Genomic DNA, 19,560 nt, shown 5'->3' with positions numbered 1-19,560 from the left:
TTCGGACACTGCTCTCGATCTTGGCGACGGGTCGACTGGTAACCGTCGATGGACGCCTGGCGAATTGTCGTCAGCGGAGACGCTGTTCCGACCGTGAGGGTATCGGAGTCAGTCGGCCGAGACTCTTCGCTCGCGCGTCACCTCTCGGACAATCCTGGCGAGCCTGAATTCGTGGCAATGTCCATGGACGGCCGGGCAATTTGCGCGGTGACAACTGAGGAATACGAGGATTATTGGCGCCGACCGGTTCCCGGACGAGCCAGTGCCCGCCCGGGAACCCGCCCCGCACACCCGCCAGGTACCGACGTTCACCCGATCCCGCCCAGGCCGGAATGTCCGCCAGAGCCGGCAGCGACGCCTCAGCGTGCAGGCCAGCGCACCGCGTGCACCTGATGGCCGCAGTTGTCGGACTTCCCGATGACGTCCCCGCGCGCGTTGACCCCCAACGCCCGCGCCGACGTCCCACCCGGCAGCGACGGCAGGACAGTCAGGGCCCCGTCCGCACTCCACCGCAACGCCCGGTCAGGAACGCCGGAGCTGAAAGCCGCCCAGCCGACCACCTCTCCAGCGCCGGTGATCCCGGTGGCCTCAGCATGGGTCGCGCCAGCGGGAACAGCGAGGACAGTGAGCTTGCCATCCACACTCCAGCGCGCCGGTCGATTCGCGGTATAGCCAGCCACCTCGCCGCGGTCATTGATTGCGAGGGCTGCGGTGTAACCGGCCAACGGTAGACCAGGCAACTGGGTGAGGGCCCCGTCCGCCGCCCAGCGGAGCGCGTGCCGGGAGGTGTCGTCCCGGTGGCCGGAGTGCCCCACGACCACTCCCCGGTTGTTGACCGCTGTAGCTCCGCCGGTGAAGTCGCCGTCCAGCTTGGGCAGGTAGGTCGAGGTCCCGTCCGCGTTCCACCGGATCGGCCGCGCCCCTCTCGACCGCTGCGCCGTCCGCCCGACGATCACGCCGCGGTCATTGATCCCCGCAGCGCTGGACCAGGCGTTTCCACCCGGCGTCTTGAGCCGCGCGACGGTCAAGTCGGTGTTCCAGCGGACCGCCCAAGAGCCGTCGGTACCCGCGACGACGCCACTGTCGTTGATCGCGCTCGCCCACCGGGTGTCCCCGTCCGGGTCGAGGTCGGTCATGCGGCCGTCGCGGGACCAGAGCACCGGATGGAGCTTGCCGCCGGATTTCCAGGAACTCCCGATCGCCTGCCCGCGAGCGTTGATCGCACTCGCCGAAGCCGACTCGAACCGCGGCAGCGAACGACCCAGATCGACCGCCTGCCCCGACGGCAACCAGCGCACAGCCTGCCGTGCCGAGCCAACGGACGCCACGGAATAGCCGACGACCGTGCCACGAGAATCGATCGCGGACCCGCTGCTCGCCCGGCCGCCCGGCAACGCTCCGAGGTCGGTGATGCCACCGTGGGAATCCCAGCGCACAGCGTGGCTGACCCCGTCCGCGCCACTGGAACTGCCAGTGATGACCCCAGCTTTGTTGATCGCGTTCGCGCCGCCAGCCGAGTCCGGCGAACGAAGCCCCGGCAACTGGTGGACCGTCCCGTCCGCGTCCCAGCGCACCGGCCGCCTTCCAGAACTGCCCACGACGACCCCGGTGTCGCTGATGCCGGTCGCCTTGCCGTCGCTGGCTCCGGGAAGCAAGGCGAGCATGACGAACTTGCCGTCAACATCCCACCGGACAGCCTGATTCCGAATAGTCCCGACAACCGTCCCGCGGTCATTGATCCCCAAGGCAGCCGACTCGTCAGCGCCCGACGGCATCGGAAGCATCGCCAGATTCCCCTTGACGTCCCACCGCGCCGCCTGCCCGCGGGAATTGACCGGCATCGTCAAGCCGACCGCGACACCCGCGGAGTTGACCGCCGCAGCCTCGCCGTACCCGAACCCGCTCGCCGACCGCAACTCGGCGAACGACCCGTCCGGCTGCCAACGCACGGGTTTCTGCGTGCCGTCACCGTTGTAGGCGAACCCGACGACGACCCCCCGGTCACTGACCGCCCGCGCCGCCGACCTGCTGAACGGCGCGGGAACCGGCAACCGCGAGACCTCTCCGCCCGGCTCCCAGCGCGCAGCGACAGAAGCCTCGGCCCCAGTGTCGTAAAAACCGACCGCAACACCACTGTCGTTGATCCCGGTGACCTCGCTCGAGGTATCACCCGGAAACGCCCCAAGATCGACGACCACCTCCGTCGCCGCGGCTTGGTTTCCACTCAAGAGAAGACTGCCGCCGAGTAAAAGGAGGGAAAAGAAAGTGCCCGGAAAGGAATGTCTTCGTGCCACTCGAGAACACCTCCCGACGCGCGCCGAATGCGCGACTGAGGGGAGTATGGCCCGGACGGACCTTCGGCGGAAACCCGCTGATCGGACGCGCAGGATCGGCTGCTTGCCTGCGGTTAAGACCCTTCTATGTCCACTGTGGACGCTTGGTTGACGGCACGCGTCGACGGGGAATCTTCTTTCCCTGGCGCGTGGTCGCGACGATGTCGTGTCGCCCGTGCCCGCCGCATGCGGAAACTTAGCTCGCCGCTGCCTCGGCGAATGCCGCATATTCACAAGACGGACGTCGGATCAATGGTTGAGCAAACTTGATTAACCCTGCTTATGTGATTTCTTTTCCGGAGTCCGCCAGGTCCCGAGTCCGACCCAGCCGAGCCACTGCCGCAGGGCACGGCGACCGCCCCGGCGTCGAGGCGAGGGTTGCAGACCGTCACGGAGATCCGCCTCACGCTGACGCACCAGAGCCTCGATTATCAAGAAAGGGACCATGAACGCACCGTAGAATCGGCCACCCGACCGCGCGGTGTCGGCTTTTCGGACACCTTGACGAAGACGGTGACACAGTGGCGAACCCACCGCCGCCCCGGCCAATCGGACCAGGCCATCAGGCAGGCTTCGCGCAACTCCATCAAGCCCTGCCGCTGGTCGAACGACAGCACGCGCTCATCGAAGAACTCCGCGCGAGAGCACCCCGATTCGTACCCGGCTCAGTGCTGGCCGCGAGGACGGGAACCACCGTCCGAACAGTGGAACGGGACCTCGCCCGCCTGACCGAAGCAGGCGTCCCAATCGCCGTACGCCGCGGCCCCGGCGGCGGCTACCGGATCGACGCGCGGCCGGAACTGCCTCCGCTCACGCTGACCCCTGGTGAGGCGTCGGCACTCATCGCCTCGCTGGTCGCAGTCGGGCCTTACGTCTCGGCCGCCGCGCAGACTGCGCTGTCGAAACTGCTCGACGCGCTCACGACGACCTGACGCGCCGCCTCCGCGGAACCGCTTGCACGCGTCGGAACCCGGCCACGAATGGAGGACGGCGAGCCGCCGCCCGCTGCGGACTGGGTCACTGTCAGCGAGGTGCTGACGTGGTTCTCGACCGGCAGGCTCTGCCTCTGGCGCACCGCCCGGGAGCAGCCTCTCGCCCGGTTCGATCTCGGCGGCCGGGTGCTCTACCGCATCCGTGCCCACACCGGCGACCGCGCCAGGGGCCGGCGGGAAGCAATGGCCGCCAGGGCACACCGCGTCGACGGCGGCAACGGGGCCCTCTGAACGGCGCGGAGCGGTTCCTCATTCAGTTCTGGCCCGCACCTCCGTCCGACACCCGCGACCAGATCGACGCCCCGGTGCCCAGCCAGGTGATCGCACAGCGGCCAGCAACACGCCGGGCACCCTCCCGATTCCGCCGGTGATCGCGACCCCGCCCAGCGCGTCCAAGCGTCGCTGGAGCGCACGTCGCGAGGCTCCAACTGGCGGTATTCATTCATTGCGTCGTAACGATCGTTGATCTGCGGCGACTCTCCTAAGAAGCCGAGAAACGAGGTGTGGATGCAGGCGATCGGAGAGCCGGCCAGCACCCGGATTAAAGGGTGCCGCGTGCGAACGTCGACAGCGCTTCGCCGTATGTCAGAGCTGGGGTTCGACTTCGCGGGAATCCACGCCATAGATTCGCTCGACGATCACGCCTTAAGCGCAGTACGTTCCCTGGTCGACGTGATCGTGGACGAGATGCTCACCATCGAGCCCGTCCTGCTGACGAAGGTCGATGCCGTCGCACCGGTGGCACGCGCGCTGCGGAAGACCGGCGTCCGGTGGTTGCAACTGCACCGGACCTGGTCGGTCGACGGTTTGGACGCTCTCCTGACCGCCCTGCGGTCCGAGCCGCTGAACACGAAAGTGATTATGCTGGTTGATCCAGAGGAGACGCCGTCTCGGGAACTCACGACCGAGATCCTTGATCTGGTCGACTTCGTCATCCTCGACCACCGCCAAGGAGGGACCGGTCGGTTGCTCGACTCCCGCGCTCTGCATCGCACGCTAGATGTGATCCCCATCGACCGAGTGTTCCTCGCTGGCGGCATCACCCCCGACAACGTCGCGAGTCTTGTGAGTTCGTACCGTCCCTATGCAGTTGACGCGCAGAGTTCGCTGCTGGGGCCAAGTGGGGACCATGACGTCGATCGGCTCGTCGCCTTCGCGACTGCGGTGCGGAGACTTGGGGCGGAAGGCGGGGCTCCGCGTGCGATCCGATGATCCGCGAGGTCCGTTCCCGGACTACGCGGCTCCCTATTGGGACGACCTGGACATCGCGACGCTCGCGGACGAGCAGCTGGTTTCCAAGCTGCACCTGCTCGACAACCTTGAGGTGTCCTCGCCTTACCGCGGAACCTCAGTGCCGGTCTGGCGGCGCATCTGGCGCTCGCTGGAGTGGTTGGATCGTGCCGGGCCTCTGCCCGCGTCATGGAAGCACGCCGCGCTGTATCTGTTCGCGAACACGGTGTATCTCCCGCAGGTCTTGCTCAACGATGCGTGGCGTGCCTTGTACCTCGACCTCTGCGAGGGCGAGTTCGGTCTTGAGCACATCGCTGCGCGGCAGACAGTCCTGTCCCGTTGCCACTTCTTCGAGAACGACCCCAACGCCATGACAAGCGTGTTCTGTCACGTGAACGGGATTGAGGGGAGGCTCGACAACCAGCGTCAGCAGCGGGTCGACGGCGTCGACAAACTCGCCGACGTGCTGCTGGACCTCCTCAATCCGGCGAAGTCGGATTCGGCGAGAAGCATGCTGGCGACCATGGTGGCGAAGTCTCACTGGGTTCTGTTGGTGGACAAGTCGCTAAGCGGTCACTCCGTTGTCTCGGATCTGCGTCGGCTGATCCTCGCACGAGGACTCGCGGAACAATCGGGACTCTCGGTGCCAAGAATCGTCGTGCTGTGCCAGGTGCTCACCAGTCGCGCCGAGCATTCGTTGCGCGACCTCGTGGCAGAGCTGCGTGTAGACGGGATCAGCTGGCACAAGGCTGTCTACTTTGACGACCGCCACAGTGTCACGCACCCTGATACAACGCTTATTCTCGATCCCAGCCTCCGTACGAGTGCTTTGGAACTCTGCCAGTGGTTCGCGGAGCACTTCCTGATACCGGATCGGAGACTGGACCGGATGAGGGACCGCAGCGGGGACAACCTTGAGTACGGGTATCGCGGGTGCGGCCTCACCTTGGTCGACCACGCGAACTGTCCGACCGACTCGCTCCCCATCTTCTGGTACTCGAGCGAACCCGGCGCGGAGATCCCTTACGCCGGGCCCTACATCCGAGTCCATTCACGGATAGGCAATCAATCCGCCGAACCGTCGTCCGCGAAATGGACAACAATTGCGGAGAGACCAGAAATCATCGAAGCGCTGCGGCGCTGAAGGGTGGCGATCAATGTCATACCTGCGGATTGGCGACCTCCAGTCGATCCGGTGGACCATTCGCGGTACCAGCCACGCACGGGTCATGATCATTCTCGCGCCTAATTTCGAGGAGCGATCCACCCACTGCTGCACTGAACTCATCGAGCTGTTCGAAGGCCTAGACCAAGATGGAAGCACGTCCGAGATCCACTGGATCATCTTCACCCTGCAGGGCAGGCACAGTCCGACTTTTCTCGACGCGATCAAGGCGGTCAACGTCCGCCGAGTTGTGCAGGCGTTGTCTGGAGGTCAGCACCGGGGCCGCGTCGCACACAAGATCATCGAGTACCCGATCGATCCGGGCCGGTTCCTGGGAGAGCTGGCCTTGCTCATGCGCGGCTTGCCCTGCATTGACCAGCTGATCGTGGACTACTCCGCTGTCCCGAGGAACCTCCTCTCGGCGTTGATCGAGGAGGTCGCGGCTTCCAGCAGCAACCGCGGGAGGTTCCCGAAGGTGCGGAAGGTAGCTCTCCTCTACGCGTGGGCCGATAACTATCCGAAGGCGGCCGGACCGGAGCTTCTGGGCGAAGTCGTCGGCCACTTCAGCAGCCTCCCGTTGCGGAGCCTGCTAGAGGAACGCGATCATGCCGAAGTGGTGATCTTCGCCGCTGGCACTACGCACGATGCGGTCGCGCTTCTCGAAGCTCTGAGGGGCAACGGCATGGGCAACCAAATCGGCATTCACCTGGTCAACTTCATGAACTCCGACAACTTGCTTGAGTCGCGGTTGAAGCTGCGCAACCACTATACGATCTTGCGTGACGCACCACTGCAAGGCGTCCAGGTTCGCTATGTCTTCACTGTCAGGCACGCCTTGGCGTACATGCGCGATGTCGCTGCGATCTGCAGTCAAGCCAGCGATGAAGGACTCCGTACGTTGCTCGCGATCGGGTCGTTCGGTCCTAAGCCGCTCGCGGTCGCGGCGCAATTCGTCGTGCAGGAGCATGCCGAACAACACGGAACGACGAGCGAAGTCCGGGCCGACGTACTCAACAGCCGCGGCTCGCAGTACCTGTCGCCGTACTCCCTCGGCGCGCGCGACATTACGGTGTTTGAGTACCACTCCACCGACCCGGCCAGCCTGCCTCCGCTTAAATGAGCTGCGCGCGATCGCTGCGCAAGACGCGTCGCGCCTCGGTGATGAACATGTTGGTCTCCGTAGCTGAGCGCTTCGCTGAAGCGTCCAGATCTTGGACGTCGCCCGCCGCCAGGATCGCCACAGTGAGCTCCACGAGTTCACCCGCTCGATTGGCCAGGGCCTCGTCGGCCGCGACCAGCTGAACCCGGTACATGGCGCTCCGCGCGGCAGTCCGCAGCCGCCAGGACTCAGCCCGGGCATGCACGTACTGTTCGCTGTCGGGCTGATCCTCCTGCCTGCTCGTCCATCGCCGGATCTGGGCGCCTCGCAGGTCCGCGATCGCCTCGGCGAACGAGCTGAAGGCAAGGATCTGTTCATCCCGCATCCGTCCATGCGAAGCCATCGAATGGACGAATCGCGCCTGCCTTCGCTGGAAGAGGTAGGCCACGGTCGAACCTAACAAGGTGCCGATCACTGCGATCCCGGCTGCGAGAACAGCTTGCATGGTCACCATCGTGGCACGACGACGATCACGGCTTATCGCTAAGCCTTGGTCAGTTCTTAGTGCGGTCGGTGACGCCGTTCCGAACCCGCTGGTTAAGGGCGTGTGTCGGTGTGGGTGGCTCCGTTGGTCGTCCCCGCGGTAGTCCTGATGGTTGTGGCCTTGTATGGCCATGGATCTTCAACCGTGGCCGGGCGCAACTGCCTTTGCAGTGTCTGCGGGCAGTGTGTCGATCGCGGCTAGAAGGTGGGTGCCGGCATCGAGGCGTTTGGATAGGTTGACGTCACCGGGAGGCTGACCAGTGGTGAAGTCAGTGGCTCGGGTCTTCACTTCGCCTGCCAGCACACGTGCATTGTGTACTCCGAAGATGTCGACCTCGGGAGTGCCGCCATCGGGAAGAATGAGGTCAGTGCCTGGGGGGCAGTTCGCATTCTGGGGCTGTGCGGCCAGCGCTGCGATGGCGAGCAGGTGCGGCAGAACGCCGTTGTCGCTGGCGCGGTCGATGGGGGCGTCCAGTCGGTAGCAGACGGCGGGCCCTCGGGAAGAGGCGTCAGCCATGACGGCGAACGTCTTGACTCCACAGATAGTGCAGGCGATCTCGAATCCGCGTTCAGCCCAATGGCGATCGACTAGCGTTTCGAGCCCTGTCCTGGCGAGCGCGGCGCAGATCAGCGTTGACGAAGCAAGTCCGGGAAAGGTCCGTGCCTCGGAAATCGGTATCCGTGAAGGTGGTGCCGTTGGCTGCGGCGCCACTGAGCGAGGTGTTCGAAAGCCGGGCGTTGTCCAGGGCAGCGCCGCGTAGCTTGGCTGAGCCGAGGATCGCGTCTCGCAGGTCGGCGTGGGCCAGGGTCGTGCGGTCGAGGTCAGGTTCGCCCGGGCCAAGACCGCGTTTTCGCCGAAGCGGGCTTCGCGAAGCACCGCGCCGGTCAGATCAGCTCCGGACAGTTCCACGTCGGTGAGGTCCGTCTCGTTCGCACCTCCCGCATCGGGGCGGGCTCAGCCGCCAAGCAGTGCGGGCGGTGCGGAAGCCGGCCGCCGCGTGGCGGCCGGCGGGGAGGGCTCCGCGGCCGACAGCCGTGTTAGGCGGCCCCGGGCGAGCCGGTGCACCATGTCGCCGAGGGCTTCGGGAACGATCGAGCCGTCCAGATCGCGGGCTGCGGCGCGGACCTCCCGGTGCACCGCGTCGGGGGAGAGCTGGCTGGCGAATTCGCCGCCGAGCCACTCGCCGACCTCGGTGACGACGTCCTTGCCAGTGCTCGGTATCGCAGTCATTGAGACTCCTTCCTGAGCGAATGCCGAGAAGCTGGGCGACGAGACCGGACCGTCGGCAGCGGGTGCCGACGGCTACGTCACGCGGTGGGGATAAGCCGCGGAGCGCCGTTGGAAGGTGAGGATCGCCGGGTTCGCGATGACGCCGTCGCGGATTTCGACGGCGCGTCCGATGGTGTCGTCGGTGTCCCATGCGGAGGGTCCGTCGAGCACCGGTCGCAGCAGGGGGAGCAGGGCCTCGCTGATCTCCCAGGTCGCCGAACTCCACAGGTAGGACGGGCTGTGGTCGACGGCGTAGTAGGTGATGCCTTCGCCGACGGTGAAGGTCGGGTCGGCGAAGGTGGTGGGCCGGGCCCAGCTGAAGCCCATGCCCTCGTCGCACGAGACGTCGACGATGAGGCTGCCTGGTTCGAACGCGTCCAGGTCGGCTTTGACGAGAAACGTCAGCGGCTCGGCGGGATCCTGCAGCACGCAGTTGACGACGATGTCGTGCTCGGCGAGGAATCCGGCGAGGGGGACTCGTCCGCGGTCGGTGAGTGCGTGGCTGCGGCGGGGGTCGCCGGGGCTGTTCGCGTCGTGCTGGAAGTGCACCATCGTCGCGGAGTGGATGGGCGAGCCGACCGCGGTGATGCCGCGGCCGGTGAGGACGCGCACGTCGTGCACGCCGTGTGCGTTGAGCGCGGTGACCGCGCCTCGCGCGGTCGCGCCGAAACCGATGACCACCGCCCGGAGGCGGCGTCCGTAGTCGCCGGTCGACCCGGTCAGCTGCAGGGCGTGCAGGACCGAGCAGTAGCCGGCCAGCTCGTTGTTCTTGTGGAACACGTGCAGCCCGAAGGACCCGTCGCGGGTCCAGTGGTTCATCGCCTCGAACGCGATCAGCGTCAGCCTGCGGTCGACGGCCAGCTGGGTGAGTTCCCGGTCTTGGACGCAGTGCGGCCAGCCCCACAGCACCTGGTGCGGCCGCAGTTCGGCGACGTCGCTCAGCACCGGTTTGGCGAGCAGGACGACGTCGCATTCGGCGATGAGTTCCTCCCGCGTGCGCAGCCCGGCGACGGTGCCTTTCAGCTGTTCGTCGGGCACTCCGAAGTCCTCGCCGTAGCCGTGTTCGAGGTAGATGCGCTCGCGCAGATCGGCGTCGATCCGCTCGAGATGCCGGGGGTGGATCGGCAATCGGCGTTCGTCCGGTTTCCGCGAATGCGCGACGACGCCGAGAGTGAGCTGGTGCACCGGGTTCCTTTTGCTCGATGGTGGTCTGGACAACGTGTGCCCGAGGGCGTTATCGGCGCAGGTCTTCGGGCGTTTCGTCAATGAGGTGCAGCAGTCGCACAGCGAGGGCCTGGCAAGCGGTGTCGGTGAGGCCGGTGTCTTGCTTGAGCAGGTCCCGTACCTTGGCGACGCGTTGGTCGTAGCGGGAGACGAAGTCGATTCGTGCGGTCATGGGTCGTTCCTCTTTCGTGGTTTCGCGGCCGCCAGCGGCGCAGGCGCAGCGGCGGTGGAGCGCGCCTGCTGCGGTCGCGGCGCAGAAGCGGTCCGCGATCGGGTCGTGCGCGTCTGTCTGATGTGGACAGACCGGGCAATCGCCGGACGGCGCCGCGGCGGTCGGCGCCAGCGCGGCGCGCATCGCGATCATCGCCGGGCTCTTCGGCCGGCGGTCGCCGATCCGTTCGCGGCCGTGCGGAACACGCTGGCGACGGTGCCCGGGGAATGGACGGGCTCCGTGCGGGCCCGCGGCGGAATGCGGTGCGGTACGTTCATGACGCTCCAGCCCCGGCAACCACCGGAACTGGGACGAGAAGGCCGGCGTGCCGCGATCGTCACCACGTGGCGCGCGAGAACCAGGCGGAGTCCGGGGACGGTGCAAACTCGATTGCCCGCACACGGGATGCTCCCGGACACCACTGACCCTACACGCGCCTGGGCCTCAGCAGGTAACGGTCACCCGCTCGGCGCCGTCCCGGCATCCCGGCGACCGGGCCGCCGGCCGGGGACCGTTCCCGACGGGGATCTCCGGCGGCACCGAGCAGGCCGGCCCGCCGAGGACCCGTGCCGATCGCCGTGACCGGCAACCGCCCGGCCGGATTCGGAGAACGCGGCCCTGCCGCCGTCGACATCCGCGTTCGGCACCGGCGAGGATCTGCCGCGCCACGCGGTGAACCCGGCGGGCGCGGCTGGAATCTCCGGTGCTTCCGCGCCTCGAACGACGTGCTCACGGCGCTGCGCGGAGCGTGTGTCGCTGGTGAAGCACGACGGTTCGGCGGTTCCGGCGCAGATGGCTGCTGGTTGCGCTCGTGTCGGCGCAGGCGACGCCAGTGCGGACGCAGAATGCGGATCCGCTTGGCAGAGTTTCGTCAGGGGCGGTGTGCTCGAGGGGTACGCACCGAGTTCCGTTCAGCACGATTGCCCGCCCGGCAAGCGCGCGAGCGGGTCGGCCCGCGCGGCGTTCCACCGCAACGCCGCGTCCAGCTGTGCCTCCGAAAGCCGTACCCGTCGCGAGATCTGGCGCAGGGATGCGCGGCTCAGCGACGAGTCCCGGCTGGCCTGGCACAGCAGCCCGAACCACCACTGCTCGTCGACCCATTCGAGCTTGGCCTTGCTCACCAGCGCGGCCAGGTGCTCGTCGCAGCACGCGTGGACGACCCGTTGTCCGGGCAAGGCCAATTCCACGGAATCGACGACCGACGAGTCGCGCACCAGAGCGGTCTGGAGGCTCGTGGACACGGGCCGCTCGCCGCAGTACCCGCAGGGCGGGTCACGACGGCCGGGGATCGCCCCGAAGGGGTAGGCAGGCGGCACCAGAACCTCCGGCTCACTGCGACCAGTTCCGTCTCGCGGGCAGCAAGCCGGTGCCGGGGCGGAACGGCGTCTGCACGATCCCGGGCAGGGCTGAGGCCGTCCCCCTCTGCGGAATCACACTACGGGCACCCTGACGCGATGTCAGTACACCATCCGGGTCCGCCGCAGCCGCAAGCTCGAGCAGAGTGCGCACGAGATCGGCGGTGCGAGAGAGAAAAGCGGCTGCTTGACTTGCGGTGCGAGCGAGTCCGGTCTTCGCCGCCCACGGAGCGCGGCTGGCTCCCGGCAGCAGTGGCCGAGCCGAGAGCTGTCCGGCCGCTTCGGCCGGCGCCGCGGCGCCGGCAGGCAGTAGCGTGGCGTGGTCCGCTGACCGCGGCCACCAGCCGCTGCCGACGTGCCCGCACTCGGAGCGGGCGGCTTCAACGAAACCCGCGCTGCAACGGGCCGCGCGCTGCCTCCGGCCTGAGACTGTCATCCGGCTTCCCGTGCTCGAGGTCGCCTTCGTTGCCGTTCGGCCCATGGAGAGGTCGACACCCCCGGCAACAGCGGAGGAACGAAGAGGCAAGCCTGGCATTTCGCCGTACGGCACAGGAAACCGGCCTCGGCGCCGCCCTGCCGGGTCTGCACGGCCGATGTCCGGGCCGGTCCCCTCGAACATTCGGATGAACCTGGTGGCGCGTGTGCTTGCCGACCCGCCAGCCGCAGCTCAGCCGGGCCGGCCTTGTCGTCGGCCGACATCGCGGCCTGTAATCGACAACTGCCGTGCCGCCTGCCGCCACGCGTGCATTGCCGCCGAAACGGCGAAGGTGCTCCCGCCGCGCACCGCACCGGACGCCGCCGAGCAGTCCCGCCGACAGCTCTGTGTATTCGCTTCCGGCCGACTGCCCGGCGTCCGGCGCGGCCGCGGTCTCGCGTTCGTCCATTGTGGAATCCTTAAGCGCGGGAGCGGAAAGCCGCCCTGCCGGGGCGCGGTCGCTTGGCAGGGCGGCGGGCGCTCCGCGAGGTTCCCGGCCCCTCCGCAAGCGACAGGGACACGGCTCTGCCGGTGCGGCACCGGTTCGCCTGCGCCGCACCAGCCGACGAGGTTGGGCAGGGCTCCAGCCGGCGATCGCGGTCCGCGACAGCGGCGACGGCAGCAGCGGGAGGGTGTACTGTCAGCGGTGTCCGAAGGCATTCCGTGTGCGGGTGCAGGAGCCCGCATCGTCCTCGGGTCTCATCCGGTCACGTGAACCGGGGACGGGAGCACGGCATGCAGCCGGCCTACGGCGCACCATCGTCTTCCCAGCGGCCATGATGCCGCCGAGCAGCTGCGGGCGGGTTTGTGCTCCGTCGGCAGCGCCCACTCGGGAGGGTGACGGTGCGGCGTGGCCCGCTGCCGTGCGAATGACGGAACCCGTTGTGCGGAAAGAATAACAACGCAATCTCGGAGCGGTTCGCAGGTCCCGTCGCGGCCCGATGCGCTGATCCGCCCGCAGGACGTACTCCGGCCGCGGTTTCCTCCGGCGGAGAGCCGGTTCCCGCGTCGGCGAGCCCCGGCTTCGGAGCCGTTTTCCGGCGCGTAGGGCCGGTGGTATCGGCGTCCGCCAACGGGCCGGCCGGACGGGAGCGGCTGTCCCGGCGAACCTGGCGGCGGGCATGGGAATCGGACTTGTTGCCGGCAGGCGAGCGGTCGCGGTACAAGGGGCCGGACGCCGAGGAGGGCTGTTTCGACAGCGCCCGGCGGCCGCGGTCCCGGAAGCCGGGCACGGAAATCCGCGCCTAGGTCGAACAGCCGGGCGGGTGGGCCGCAACAGGCTCAAATCCGGTCACTGGGGATCTCGTTTCTTCCCCGCTCCGCCACGGGCCGCACCTGGTTGCGCCTGCCCGGTTTTCCCGCCGCCGGCAACGCTCCGTCGTGGTGACCAGGCCGCACGTCCGCGACCTGACGATCCCTCCGGAGGCGGATCCGGTTGCCGCGCCTCGCGCGCTGCACGCGGCCGGTCGGACGAAAGGGCCGGGACCGCGTGGGAAATCCTTGTCCGCTCAGGTCATCGGACCGTCCATTCCGGCACAAGGAGCGACGTCCGTCCTGCGTGCGGATCACGGGCCGATCATCGTTGCCGAACCGTCGCAGACGCGGGCTTGGTCCGAGGCTGCCGGCGAGTTGCCGGCGACGGAGCGGCGAGCGCGCCGCTTCCCCCGCCGGCCGGACCGCGGCGGGGCGGCACCGCGCCCGGATGCGGCGGCCAGCCGGACCGGTTCGCCTCGCTCGCGCGGGTGGAATCGGACGACCGTCCGCGCCCGAACTGCCGCCCAAAGGACGCAATCGCGTCCGGCCGCGAAGAAACCCGGCCGGAACGGGTGTGGACGGGATGTCCTGCCGGGTACCTCTCCTTGATGAGAATCCGGATATCGGCCCGTTGCGTTCCCTCCGCGAGTCTGTCCGCCGGGATGGATCGCGGCGGATGACCGGCAGCGGAGGGGACAATGGATGCCCGTGGACGCTCGACGTGCGCGGGACCGGCCTCTCGTCGGTGCTCGCCCGTCCGCGTCTGGGCGGCCGGTCTGCTCGGCAGCCTCAGCGCCGATCGTCGGCTCGACGTGCTCCTGGTGCTCGACGAACTCGTGACGAACGCCCATGCGCACACCCTCGGCCCGACGTGGGTCCGGCTGACCGAACAGCCCCGGCCTTGCCTGGTCGTCGTGGAAGCGGACGACCTCTCGCACGGCTGGCCGGTCGTCCGTGCCCGGGGAGGGACCGCGCCGCACGGACGGGGGATGCAGCTCGTGGACCGGCTCGCGGACGAGTGGGGAGTGCACGACAATCTGGACGGAAAGACCGTGTGGGCGCGCTTGGGCTGGTCCGGGGAAGGCGTCCGCCGGCGGTGAGTGTCGCCCGCCGAGCCCGACAGCGACCAAGGCGGTCGTGGAGATAGACCAGAGGAAGCGGACTGGCCCTGGCCGCAGTCGTGGCGGCCGGTTCCGACGACCAGACAGCCTGGCTTGCCCCGCAGCCGTCGCGGACGGCCGAACTGGAGCGTGCGGAGCACCGTGGCGAGGTACGGACACAGGTGCGCGAGTGCCCGATGCCGCGGAACTCGCCGAGATGCCCGGGCGTTCGGAGCATCGGCTTCGTGACCGGCGTCCGCCGCCGATGGAGATCAGCACGCGGCGGGCGACATCCGGCGCAACCTCCGTGCGGGGCTGGAGATCGGGGCATTCGAACCGGCGAGCAGCAAAGCAGGCAGCGGGGTCCGCCTTTCCGATCAGCGACAGTCCGGCCGTGTTCGGGAAATTCTTCCGGGCAGGCAAAGGCCTTCGCGGCGATCGGGCACGCAAGGCGTGTCGCGCGGTTTCAGCCGTCCGCGGAGCAGCGCGCGCGCATCCCTCTTGGGCGGCGTCGCTCTCGACAAGGAACCCGGTTCCGATCCTCAGCGCACCTTCTGCCAGCTGGGCAAGCTCTGGAACATCGACACACACCAGCGACTGATTCCGGGATCTCGCCGCAGTGGCCGCGAGCGGGCGAAAAGACCTTCTGCCTCGGGGCCGCGAGTCGCGAGTCCTGTCGCGAACTTCGTGCCAGGGCTGGTTGCGATGAGGCAAAGCGAGAACGAGACGCGACCGATCGCAGCTCGATGCGGCACCGGAGCCGTGGCGATCGCGGCGGGCGCGAAATGGACGTTGCGCGCGGTGTGTTCTTTCGCCGCATCCTCGGCGCCCGGATCACCGTGCCGGCAGCCGAATGTCCGATTAGCGCGCGACCTTGCTCACGGCGTATTGCACCGCACGGGCTTTCGGTCATCTGGTCGCTGTTCGGCGGCCGACCCGATAGATTGAGGACGTGTCAGACGGCGAACTCGAACCGCGCGGTGGTGACGTAGCGCGCGGGAATCAGCGTGCGTCCGATGCCGACCGCGACCGTGCGGTGGAACTGCTCCGGCAGGCCGTCGGTGACGGCCTGCTCGGTCTCGACGAGTTCAGCGACCGGGTCGGCGTCGTGCTCGCGGCGGGGACCCGGGGACAGATGGAATCGGTGCTGGCCGATTTACCCGGGCTGTCGCTGTTTCCGCCCGAACCGCCGTTCTCCGAACCACCCGCGCTCGTGCTCCGCACCACCAACGGTTCGGTCAAGCAGGAGGGCGAGTGGGTCGTTCCGCGGCGGATCCTGGCGCAGTGCGGCTCTGGCCGCGTCCGGATCGACTTCACCCGGGCTGTGTGCCGGCACACGGAAATCCAGCTGAAAATGGTCTGCACCGGCTCGGGGCAGGTGCAGGTGACCGTGCCGCGCGGATGGTCGATCCGCGTCGAGGAGCTGAGCGCGACCAGCGGCAGGGTCATCGACAAGGCGACGGACCCGTATGTGCCGGGTTCGCCGTTGATCCGGGTGTCCGGCGAGCTGGCCAGTGGACGGCTCAAGATAAGGCATCCGCGCGAGACCTGAATGGCCGACACGACGAGGGCGGTCCGCTCAGTCGATGACGGTCGGTGTCGCGCTGAGCCAAGCGCTGCGAGCCGGCTGACTCCGGAGACCGACGCGGCGACGTGGAACGCAGGACCGCCATTGGCCGGGCTTTCGAAGCTCCGCGCGTGCCGAACAGGGAACTGCCGTCCGAATCCGCGTCGCGCGGACCGGTTCCGAACGGTCGCTCGCGGCGGCGGCCAGCCCAGAACGGGATCGTCTCCGTCGCGGGGCGCGGCGGTTCGCGATAGGCATGGGCGAGCAGAAGGGCGTCCGGCGCCTGCTTTCGCGGCCTGCTGGAAATTTCCTTTCGCTGAAGCGAAAGACGCCGATGGCAGGGGTGGAATCAGTCCGTTCAGGATTCCCCGGCACTGGTGTCGGCGCGTGCCGACGCAGTTTCGCGCCGGCTCGACCACGCGTGAGATGGCGACGGATCAGCTGTGACTGGAAAACCTGGGCACTCCGAGGTTGTGCCTGCCCGGCCGTGGACTTCGGGGCGGGTGTGCCTGGCACGGCTCCGGCTGGTTGCGCGGTGCTTCCGGATGTGTTGTGGTTCAGTCGCTTTCTCGCCGCCACAGCTCGCCCGGCCGGCTCGTCCGCCAGAGCGGACGACCAGGTTCGCCTGGCGCGAGAAAGATCGTGATCTTGTTGGGCGGCCGCTTGCGGGAACAACGCGGAGGAGGCCGCCCCGCCGCCGCGGCGACCCTGCGGTGGGCGCTCGTCCCGCCGGAGGGTCGCGGGAAAATCTAGGCTGACGCGGGGATGCGGCCGCCGTCGACGTCCCAGCGCTGGGTCGCGTCGTCCATCGCGCCGGCGGCCGCCGCCTCGTGGTCGGTCTCGCTGGGGGCGGCGAGCAGGGACTCGACGGTATCGAGGTGGTCCCGGTGCGCCGCGGCCGCCAGAATGCGATGCGCGTCGGCTTGCCCGGTCTCCGGCGGTACGACCAGCAGAGCCAGCCGGCGCGGTCCCCGCGCTCCGGTGACGGTCACCGGGTCGGGGTGGTGCGCGCGGAATCCTTCGAGCCGGATCGCGGAGCCGTCGACGGTGAGCCGGCGCTGAGCCGGAGTCCAGGCGGCGAGGTGGTAGGAGACCCGTTCGATCCGGTCCAGCCGCGCGGCGAGCATCGCGAGCAACGCCGACAGTTCCACGGCTAGTTCGCGGGTGTAGGGCCACCATGCGCCGTCGACGTATCCCGTTGCTGGGCCGTCCGGTTTCAGCCGCAGGCGTGGTGCGCGCCAGGCCGGTGTGGCGGCTTTCCTGGCCGAGACAGTGCTGGCGACGGTGCGGAGGTTCGGTGCCATGGCGGCGTTCCCGTCCCCGGCCGCTGTCACCGTCCGGACTGGGTGCCGAGGACGGCGCAAGCTTGACCGCTCACGCACGAGATGCTCTCGGACACTGTCAACACTGCACCCTTTGCCTCGCCGGTCGCGGAAACGCCGACGGCAGCGGGACTTCGCTTCTGAGCAGCCGGAAAATCGGGACGAGAAAAAGAACCGTTCGCGGGGATGACGCCGCGCCCGCGCGGGTCGTCCTTTTCCGTCCCGGTCGTCGACCGGCCGCGGCTCAAGCCCCCGAACTCGGCGAGGGGTTTCGCGGACTGCGCGTGGTGGCCGCGGTGCGGGCCGGCCGGTCACGGTGTTGTCGTGATGTGGAAGGCGTAGTGCCCGTTGATGTCCTTTCGGACGTCGAGTGTTTTGTCGGCGAGCCGGACGCGGGTCTCGCGGGCGAGGAACACCTGGGTGTCGCCGGTCGCGATGATGTCCTCCCCGGCCGCGGGGTAGGCGGCGACGTCCACGGCGAATGCGGCGCCGTCCTCGGGAAGGCCGTCGAGCGTGAGGCGCAGGCCGCCTTCGGCGTGGAAGTTCTGGGATGCGGTGAGCTGGTTGATCGCTTCGGTGGCTGCTCCGGTCAAGGTGAACATCGATGGTTCGCTTTCTGCGTGTTGTGCTCAGGCGGCGTCGCCGCGCCTTGTGCTGCGTGGATCGGTGGCAGACGGCGCGTGCTGCGTGCGGGCAGGTCCGAAAGCTGGGCATCCTGGAGCCAGAGGTCGTGCTCGTGCGGCGGGGTCCGCGCAGCCAGCGAACCGAGGGGGCTGGTAGCGGGGTCGGTCGTCGGGAGGGCGGAGTGCGGGCTGGTCGGCGGTGCCCTCGTGATTCTGCCGCGAATACCGGGGCGCATGGGCGTTCCTGGTGCGATTTCTGCCGTGCCTGTTGTCGCGGACCGTTCCGATGCGGAAGCGTCGTCTCGCGCACGGCGTCCGCGACAACCCTGGCCTGCCGCTGTTCATTCCCGCCTGGCGCCGGTCAGGCAGCCTCCAGTGCTCCGCTGGCGGCGAGGATCACGTGCGCCGCGTCGGTGCTGTCCGGGTCGATGGCCGAGCACAGGGCGCGTTCCGCCGCCGCCGGGCTTGCTTCCGGCGGGATCACCAGCAGCGTCAGGTGGTGGATGCGCGGGCCGATGACCACGACTGTGTGCTGCTGGAGGCCGTAGAACGCGGCCAGCCGCACGAGAGCCGGTCCGTGGGCGAGCCGGGCGGGTGCGAGGTCCCAGGCGCCGGGGTTGAAACCGATCCGGTCCACCCGGCCGAAGCGGTCGACGAGCGCGGCGGCGAGTGCGCTGAATTCCGTGACCGGTTCCCGCGAACGGGGCCACCAAGCGCCGTCGAAGCAGCCTTTCGCCGCGTGCTGTTCTTTGAAGCGCAATCGCCGCCCGAGAGCGGGCGGTCCGAGCACGACGCCCGTGCTGGACTCGTTCGAGGCGTACTCCATGATGGCGCTCCTGTCCGGCCGGTGCGGGACCGTTCCGGCAGCGGATGCCTGCGGAGGCGGACCTGTCTGCCAAGCCTACGCCGAAAGGGAGACCGCCCGGCGGAATCAGCCGGATTTCCTTGTGCCGGGCCGGAATGGCGGACGGCAGCTGCTCCCGCCAGGCTCCCGAGCGCGCCGGATTCCGTTGGCGCGAAACTATCGCCGCGCGCGGCTGACCGTCAGGAGTAGGCTGGGCGCAGGCGGTGAAGGCGGTTCCGGTGAGCGTGGCACAGGCCGCGTTCCAGGACCCGCGCGGCCGCATTCCGAAGGGACCGCACATGCAGGTCGAGATCAGCACCGACAACAACGTTCCCGGCAGCGCGGAGCTGAACCGCTGGGCCGAGGAGGAACTCCGTGCCGCGCTCTCGCGGTTCAGCGACCACCTGATCCGGCTGGAGGCGCACCTCAGCGACGAAGTCGCGTCCGGTGCCGCCGGGGTGGACCGCCGGTGCGTGCTCGAGGCCCGTCCCGAGGGCAAGCCCGCCGTCGTGGTCACCCACTTCGCGGGTTCGGTGGACGAGGCGCTTCGCGGGGCGACGCGCAAGCTGGCAGGCATTCTCGACCGGCAGCACGACCAGGCCGCACACCACAAGGGCGGCGACACTGTCCGATATGGACGGTCGGCGAACCAGGGCTGACTCCCGATGTCCGGAACACAAGCCGCGTCGCCTCGGCTTGCTGAGTGTCCACACAGGACGCCGTCGTCGCCGAAATATCCGAGTAGCGCCCGATGTGAGTTTCGACAGGTCCGTGAGGGGAACCCTGAGGGGCTCAGAGTCTGGACCGTTCCCCGGGAGTTGGACTGGGAATCGAGTTCCGGCTTGCGGCGAGCGTGTTCGTTGTATTCGTGCAGTTCGTTGTCTGAGGGGCAGCGGGAGGCCGCTGTGGTGTTGTTCGAGGCCGGGCGCGGCCGCAAGGCGGTCGCGCCCGGT

Annotated in this window: 18 protein-coding genes and 1 pseudogene; 8 read left to right on the top strand and 11 right to left on the bottom strand. The window is 68.4% G+C overall.

The window, feature by feature from the left end:
* Positions 1–359: 359 nt before the first annotated feature.
* Together ABD156_RS41940 and ABD156_RS41935 are read right to left on the bottom strand one after the other, a co-directional pair.
* A complete protein-coding gene (locus tag ABD156_RS41940) occupies positions 360–2,228 on the bottom strand; it encodes a hypothetical protein (RefSeq protein ID WP_344286699.1) in 1,869 nt (622 codons plus the stop codon).
* A 536-nt stretch (positions 2,229–2,764) separates the two neighbouring features.
* On the bottom strand, positions 2,765–2,950 hold the full coding sequence (locus tag ABD156_RS41935; protein ID WP_344287027.1) for a hypothetical protein: 186 nt from the start codon (positions 2,948–2,950) through the stop codon (positions 2,765–2,767).
* Between the two features lie 51 nt (positions 2,951–3,001).
* On the opposite strand from ABD156_RS41935, the gene ABD156_RS41930 reads away from it, so the two are divergent.
* From ABD156_RS41930 to ABD156_RS41910, 5 genes are all read left to right on the top strand, one after another.
* Positions 3,002–3,265 carry a helix-turn-helix transcriptional regulator gene (locus ABD156_RS41930; RefSeq protein ID WP_344287019.1) on the top strand — a complete coding sequence of 88 codons (264 nt, stop codon included), beginning with the start codon at positions 3,002–3,004 and terminating at the stop codon, positions 3,263–3,265.
* Between the two features lie 48 nt (positions 3,266–3,313).
* Positions 3,314–3,556, top strand: coding sequence for a hypothetical protein (locus ABD156_RS41925; RefSeq protein ID WP_344286698.1), 243 nt, complete (start codon positions 3,314–3,316; stop codon positions 3,554–3,556).
* Between the two features lie 276 nt (positions 3,557–3,832).
* Complete coding sequence (gene trpF / locus ABD156_RS41920; RefSeq protein ID WP_344286697.1) at positions 3,833–4,537, top strand: phosphoribosylanthranilate isomerase; 705 nt, start codon at positions 3,833–3,835, stop codon at positions 4,535–4,537.
* Entirely contained in the window at positions 4,524–5,699 is a 1,176-nt protein-coding gene (locus ABD156_RS41915; protein ID WP_344286696.1) for a phosphoribosyltransferase-like protein, read from the top strand. The genes trpF and ABD156_RS41915 overlap by 14 nt, the downstream gene beginning before the upstream one ends.
* Positions 5,700–5,712: 13 nt before the next feature.
* Positions 5,713–6,840, top strand: coding sequence for a hypothetical protein (locus ABD156_RS41910; protein ID WP_344286695.1), 1,128 nt, complete (start codon positions 5,713–5,715; stop codon positions 6,838–6,840).
* Here the strand turns inward: ABD156_RS41910 and ABD156_RS41905 are convergent.
* The 6 genes and pseudogenes from ABD156_RS41905 to ABD156_RS41880 all read right to left on the bottom strand — a co-directional run bounded on the left by ABD156_RS41905 (position 6,833) and on the right by ABD156_RS41880 (position 11,308).
* On the bottom strand, positions 6,833–7,294 hold the full coding sequence (locus ABD156_RS41905) for a hypothetical protein (RefSeq protein ID WP_344286694.1): 462 nt from the start codon (positions 7,292–7,294) through the stop codon (positions 6,833–6,835). The genes ABD156_RS41910 and ABD156_RS41905 overlap by 8 nt on opposite strands.
* A 207-nt stretch (positions 7,295–7,501) precedes the next feature.
* Positions 7,502–8,281: pseudogene (locus tag ABD156_RS41900) on the bottom strand (pentapeptide repeat-containing protein); the annotation flags it as partial.
* Positions 8,282–8,317: 36 nt separating this feature from the next.
* Entirely contained in the window at positions 8,318–8,593 is a 276-nt protein-coding gene (locus ABD156_RS41895) for a hypothetical protein (RefSeq protein WP_344286692.1), read from the bottom strand.
* A gap of 72 nt (positions 8,594–8,665) precedes the next feature.
* Complete coding sequence (locus tag ABD156_RS41890; RefSeq protein WP_134670396.1) at positions 8,666–9,817, bottom strand: N(5)-(carboxyethyl)ornithine synthase; 1,152 nt, start codon at positions 9,815–9,817, stop codon at positions 8,666–8,668.
* A gap of 49 nt (positions 9,818–9,866) precedes the next feature.
* A complete protein-coding gene (locus ABD156_RS41885) occupies positions 9,867–10,220 on the bottom strand; it encodes an RGCVC family protein (RefSeq protein ID WP_240690961.1) in 354 nt (117 codons plus the stop codon).
* Between the two features lie 758 nt (positions 10,221–10,978).
* Positions 10,979–11,308: a hypothetical protein gene (locus ABD156_RS41880; RefSeq protein ID WP_134670394.1), complete on the bottom strand. Its 330-nt coding sequence runs from the start codon at positions 11,306–11,308 to the stop codon at positions 10,979–10,981.
* Positions 11,309–13,849: 2,541 nt separating this feature from the next.
* Here ABD156_RS41880 and ABD156_RS41875 point away from each other — a divergent pair.
* Positions 13,850–14,251, top strand: coding sequence for an ATP-binding protein (locus tag ABD156_RS41875; protein ID WP_344286690.1), 402 nt, complete (start codon positions 13,850–13,852; stop codon positions 14,249–14,251).
* Positions 14,252–15,203: 952 nt separating this feature from the next.
* Positions 15,204–15,803 (top strand): DUF1707 SHOCT-like domain-containing protein, encoded by a 600-nt coding sequence (locus tag ABD156_RS41870; RefSeq protein WP_344286689.1) that lies wholly within the window; start codon positions 15,204–15,206, stop codon positions 15,801–15,803.
* Positions 15,804–16,567: 764 nt separating this feature from the next.
* Here ABD156_RS41870 and ABD156_RS41865 read toward each other — a convergent pair.
* The 3 genes from ABD156_RS41865 to ABD156_RS41855 form a co-directional block, all read right to left on the bottom strand.
* A complete protein-coding gene (locus ABD156_RS41865; protein ID WP_344286687.1) occupies positions 16,568–17,122 on the bottom strand; it encodes a DUF5994 family protein in 555 nt (184 codons plus the stop codon).
* Positions 17,123–17,451: 329 nt separating this feature from the next.
* Positions 17,452–17,742, bottom strand: a complete 291-nt coding sequence (locus tag ABD156_RS41860) for a hypothetical protein (protein ID WP_134670387.1) — start codon at positions 17,740–17,742, stop codon at positions 17,452–17,454.
* A gap of 382 nt (positions 17,743–18,124) precedes the next feature.
* Positions 18,125–18,589 (bottom strand): DUF5994 family protein, encoded by a 465-nt coding sequence (locus tag ABD156_RS41855; RefSeq protein WP_134670385.1) that lies wholly within the window; start codon positions 18,587–18,589, stop codon positions 18,125–18,127.
* Positions 18,590–18,846: 257 nt separating this feature from the next.
* Here ABD156_RS41855 and ABD156_RS41850 point away from each other — a divergent pair, with 257 nt between their 5' ends.
* Positions 18,847–19,266: an HPF/RaiA family ribosome-associated protein gene (locus ABD156_RS41850; RefSeq protein ID WP_344286683.1), complete on the top strand. Its 420-nt coding sequence runs from the start codon at positions 18,847–18,849 to the stop codon at positions 19,264–19,266.
* Positions 19,267–19,560: the final 294 nt, after the last annotated feature.

It is taken from the genome of Amycolatopsis albidoflavus, assembly GCF_039525725.1.
Lineage (GTDB): Bacteria > Actinomycetota > Actinomycetes > Mycobacteriales > Pseudonocardiaceae > Amycolatopsis > Amycolatopsis albidoflava.
This window is presented reverse-complemented; position numbering and strand designations above follow the sequence as displayed.

Bases quoted from the DNA above. Each gene is read 5' to 3' on its own strand.
- ABD156_RS41875 (WP_344286690.1), top strand. From the start codon at position 13,850: ATGGATGCCCGTGGACGCTCGACGTGCGCGGGACCGGCCTCTCGTCGG.
- ABD156_RS41860 (WP_134670387.1), bottom strand. From the start codon at position 17,742: ATGTTCACCTTGACCGGAGCAGCCACCGAAGCGATCAACCAGCTCACC.
- ABD156_RS41865 (WP_344286687.1), bottom strand. From the start codon at position 17,122: ATGGCACCGAACCTCCGCACCGTCGCCAGCACTGTCTCGGCCAGGAAA.
- ABD156_RS41855 (WP_134670385.1), bottom strand. From the start codon at position 18,589: ATGGAGTACGCCTCGAACGAGTCCAGCACGGGCGTCGTGCTCGGACCG.
- ABD156_RS41925 (WP_344286698.1), top strand. From the start codon at position 3,314: ATGGAGGACGGCGAGCCGCCGCCCGCTGCGGACTGGGTCACTGTCAGC.
- ABD156_RS41895 (WP_344286692.1), bottom strand. From the start codon at position 8,593: ATGACTGCGATACCGAGCACTGGCAAGGACGTCGTCACCGAGGTCGGC.
- trpF (WP_344286697.1), top strand. From the start codon at position 3,833: ATGCAGGCGATCGGAGAGCCGGCCAGCACCCGGATTAAAGGGTGCCGC.
- ABD156_RS41885 (WP_240690961.1), bottom strand. From the start codon at position 10,220: ATGATCGCGATGCGCGCCGCGCTGGCGCCGACCGCCGCGGCGCCGTCC.
- ABD156_RS41910 (WP_344286695.1), top strand. From the start codon at position 5,713: ATGTCATACCTGCGGATTGGCGACCTCCAGTCGATCCGGTGGACCATT.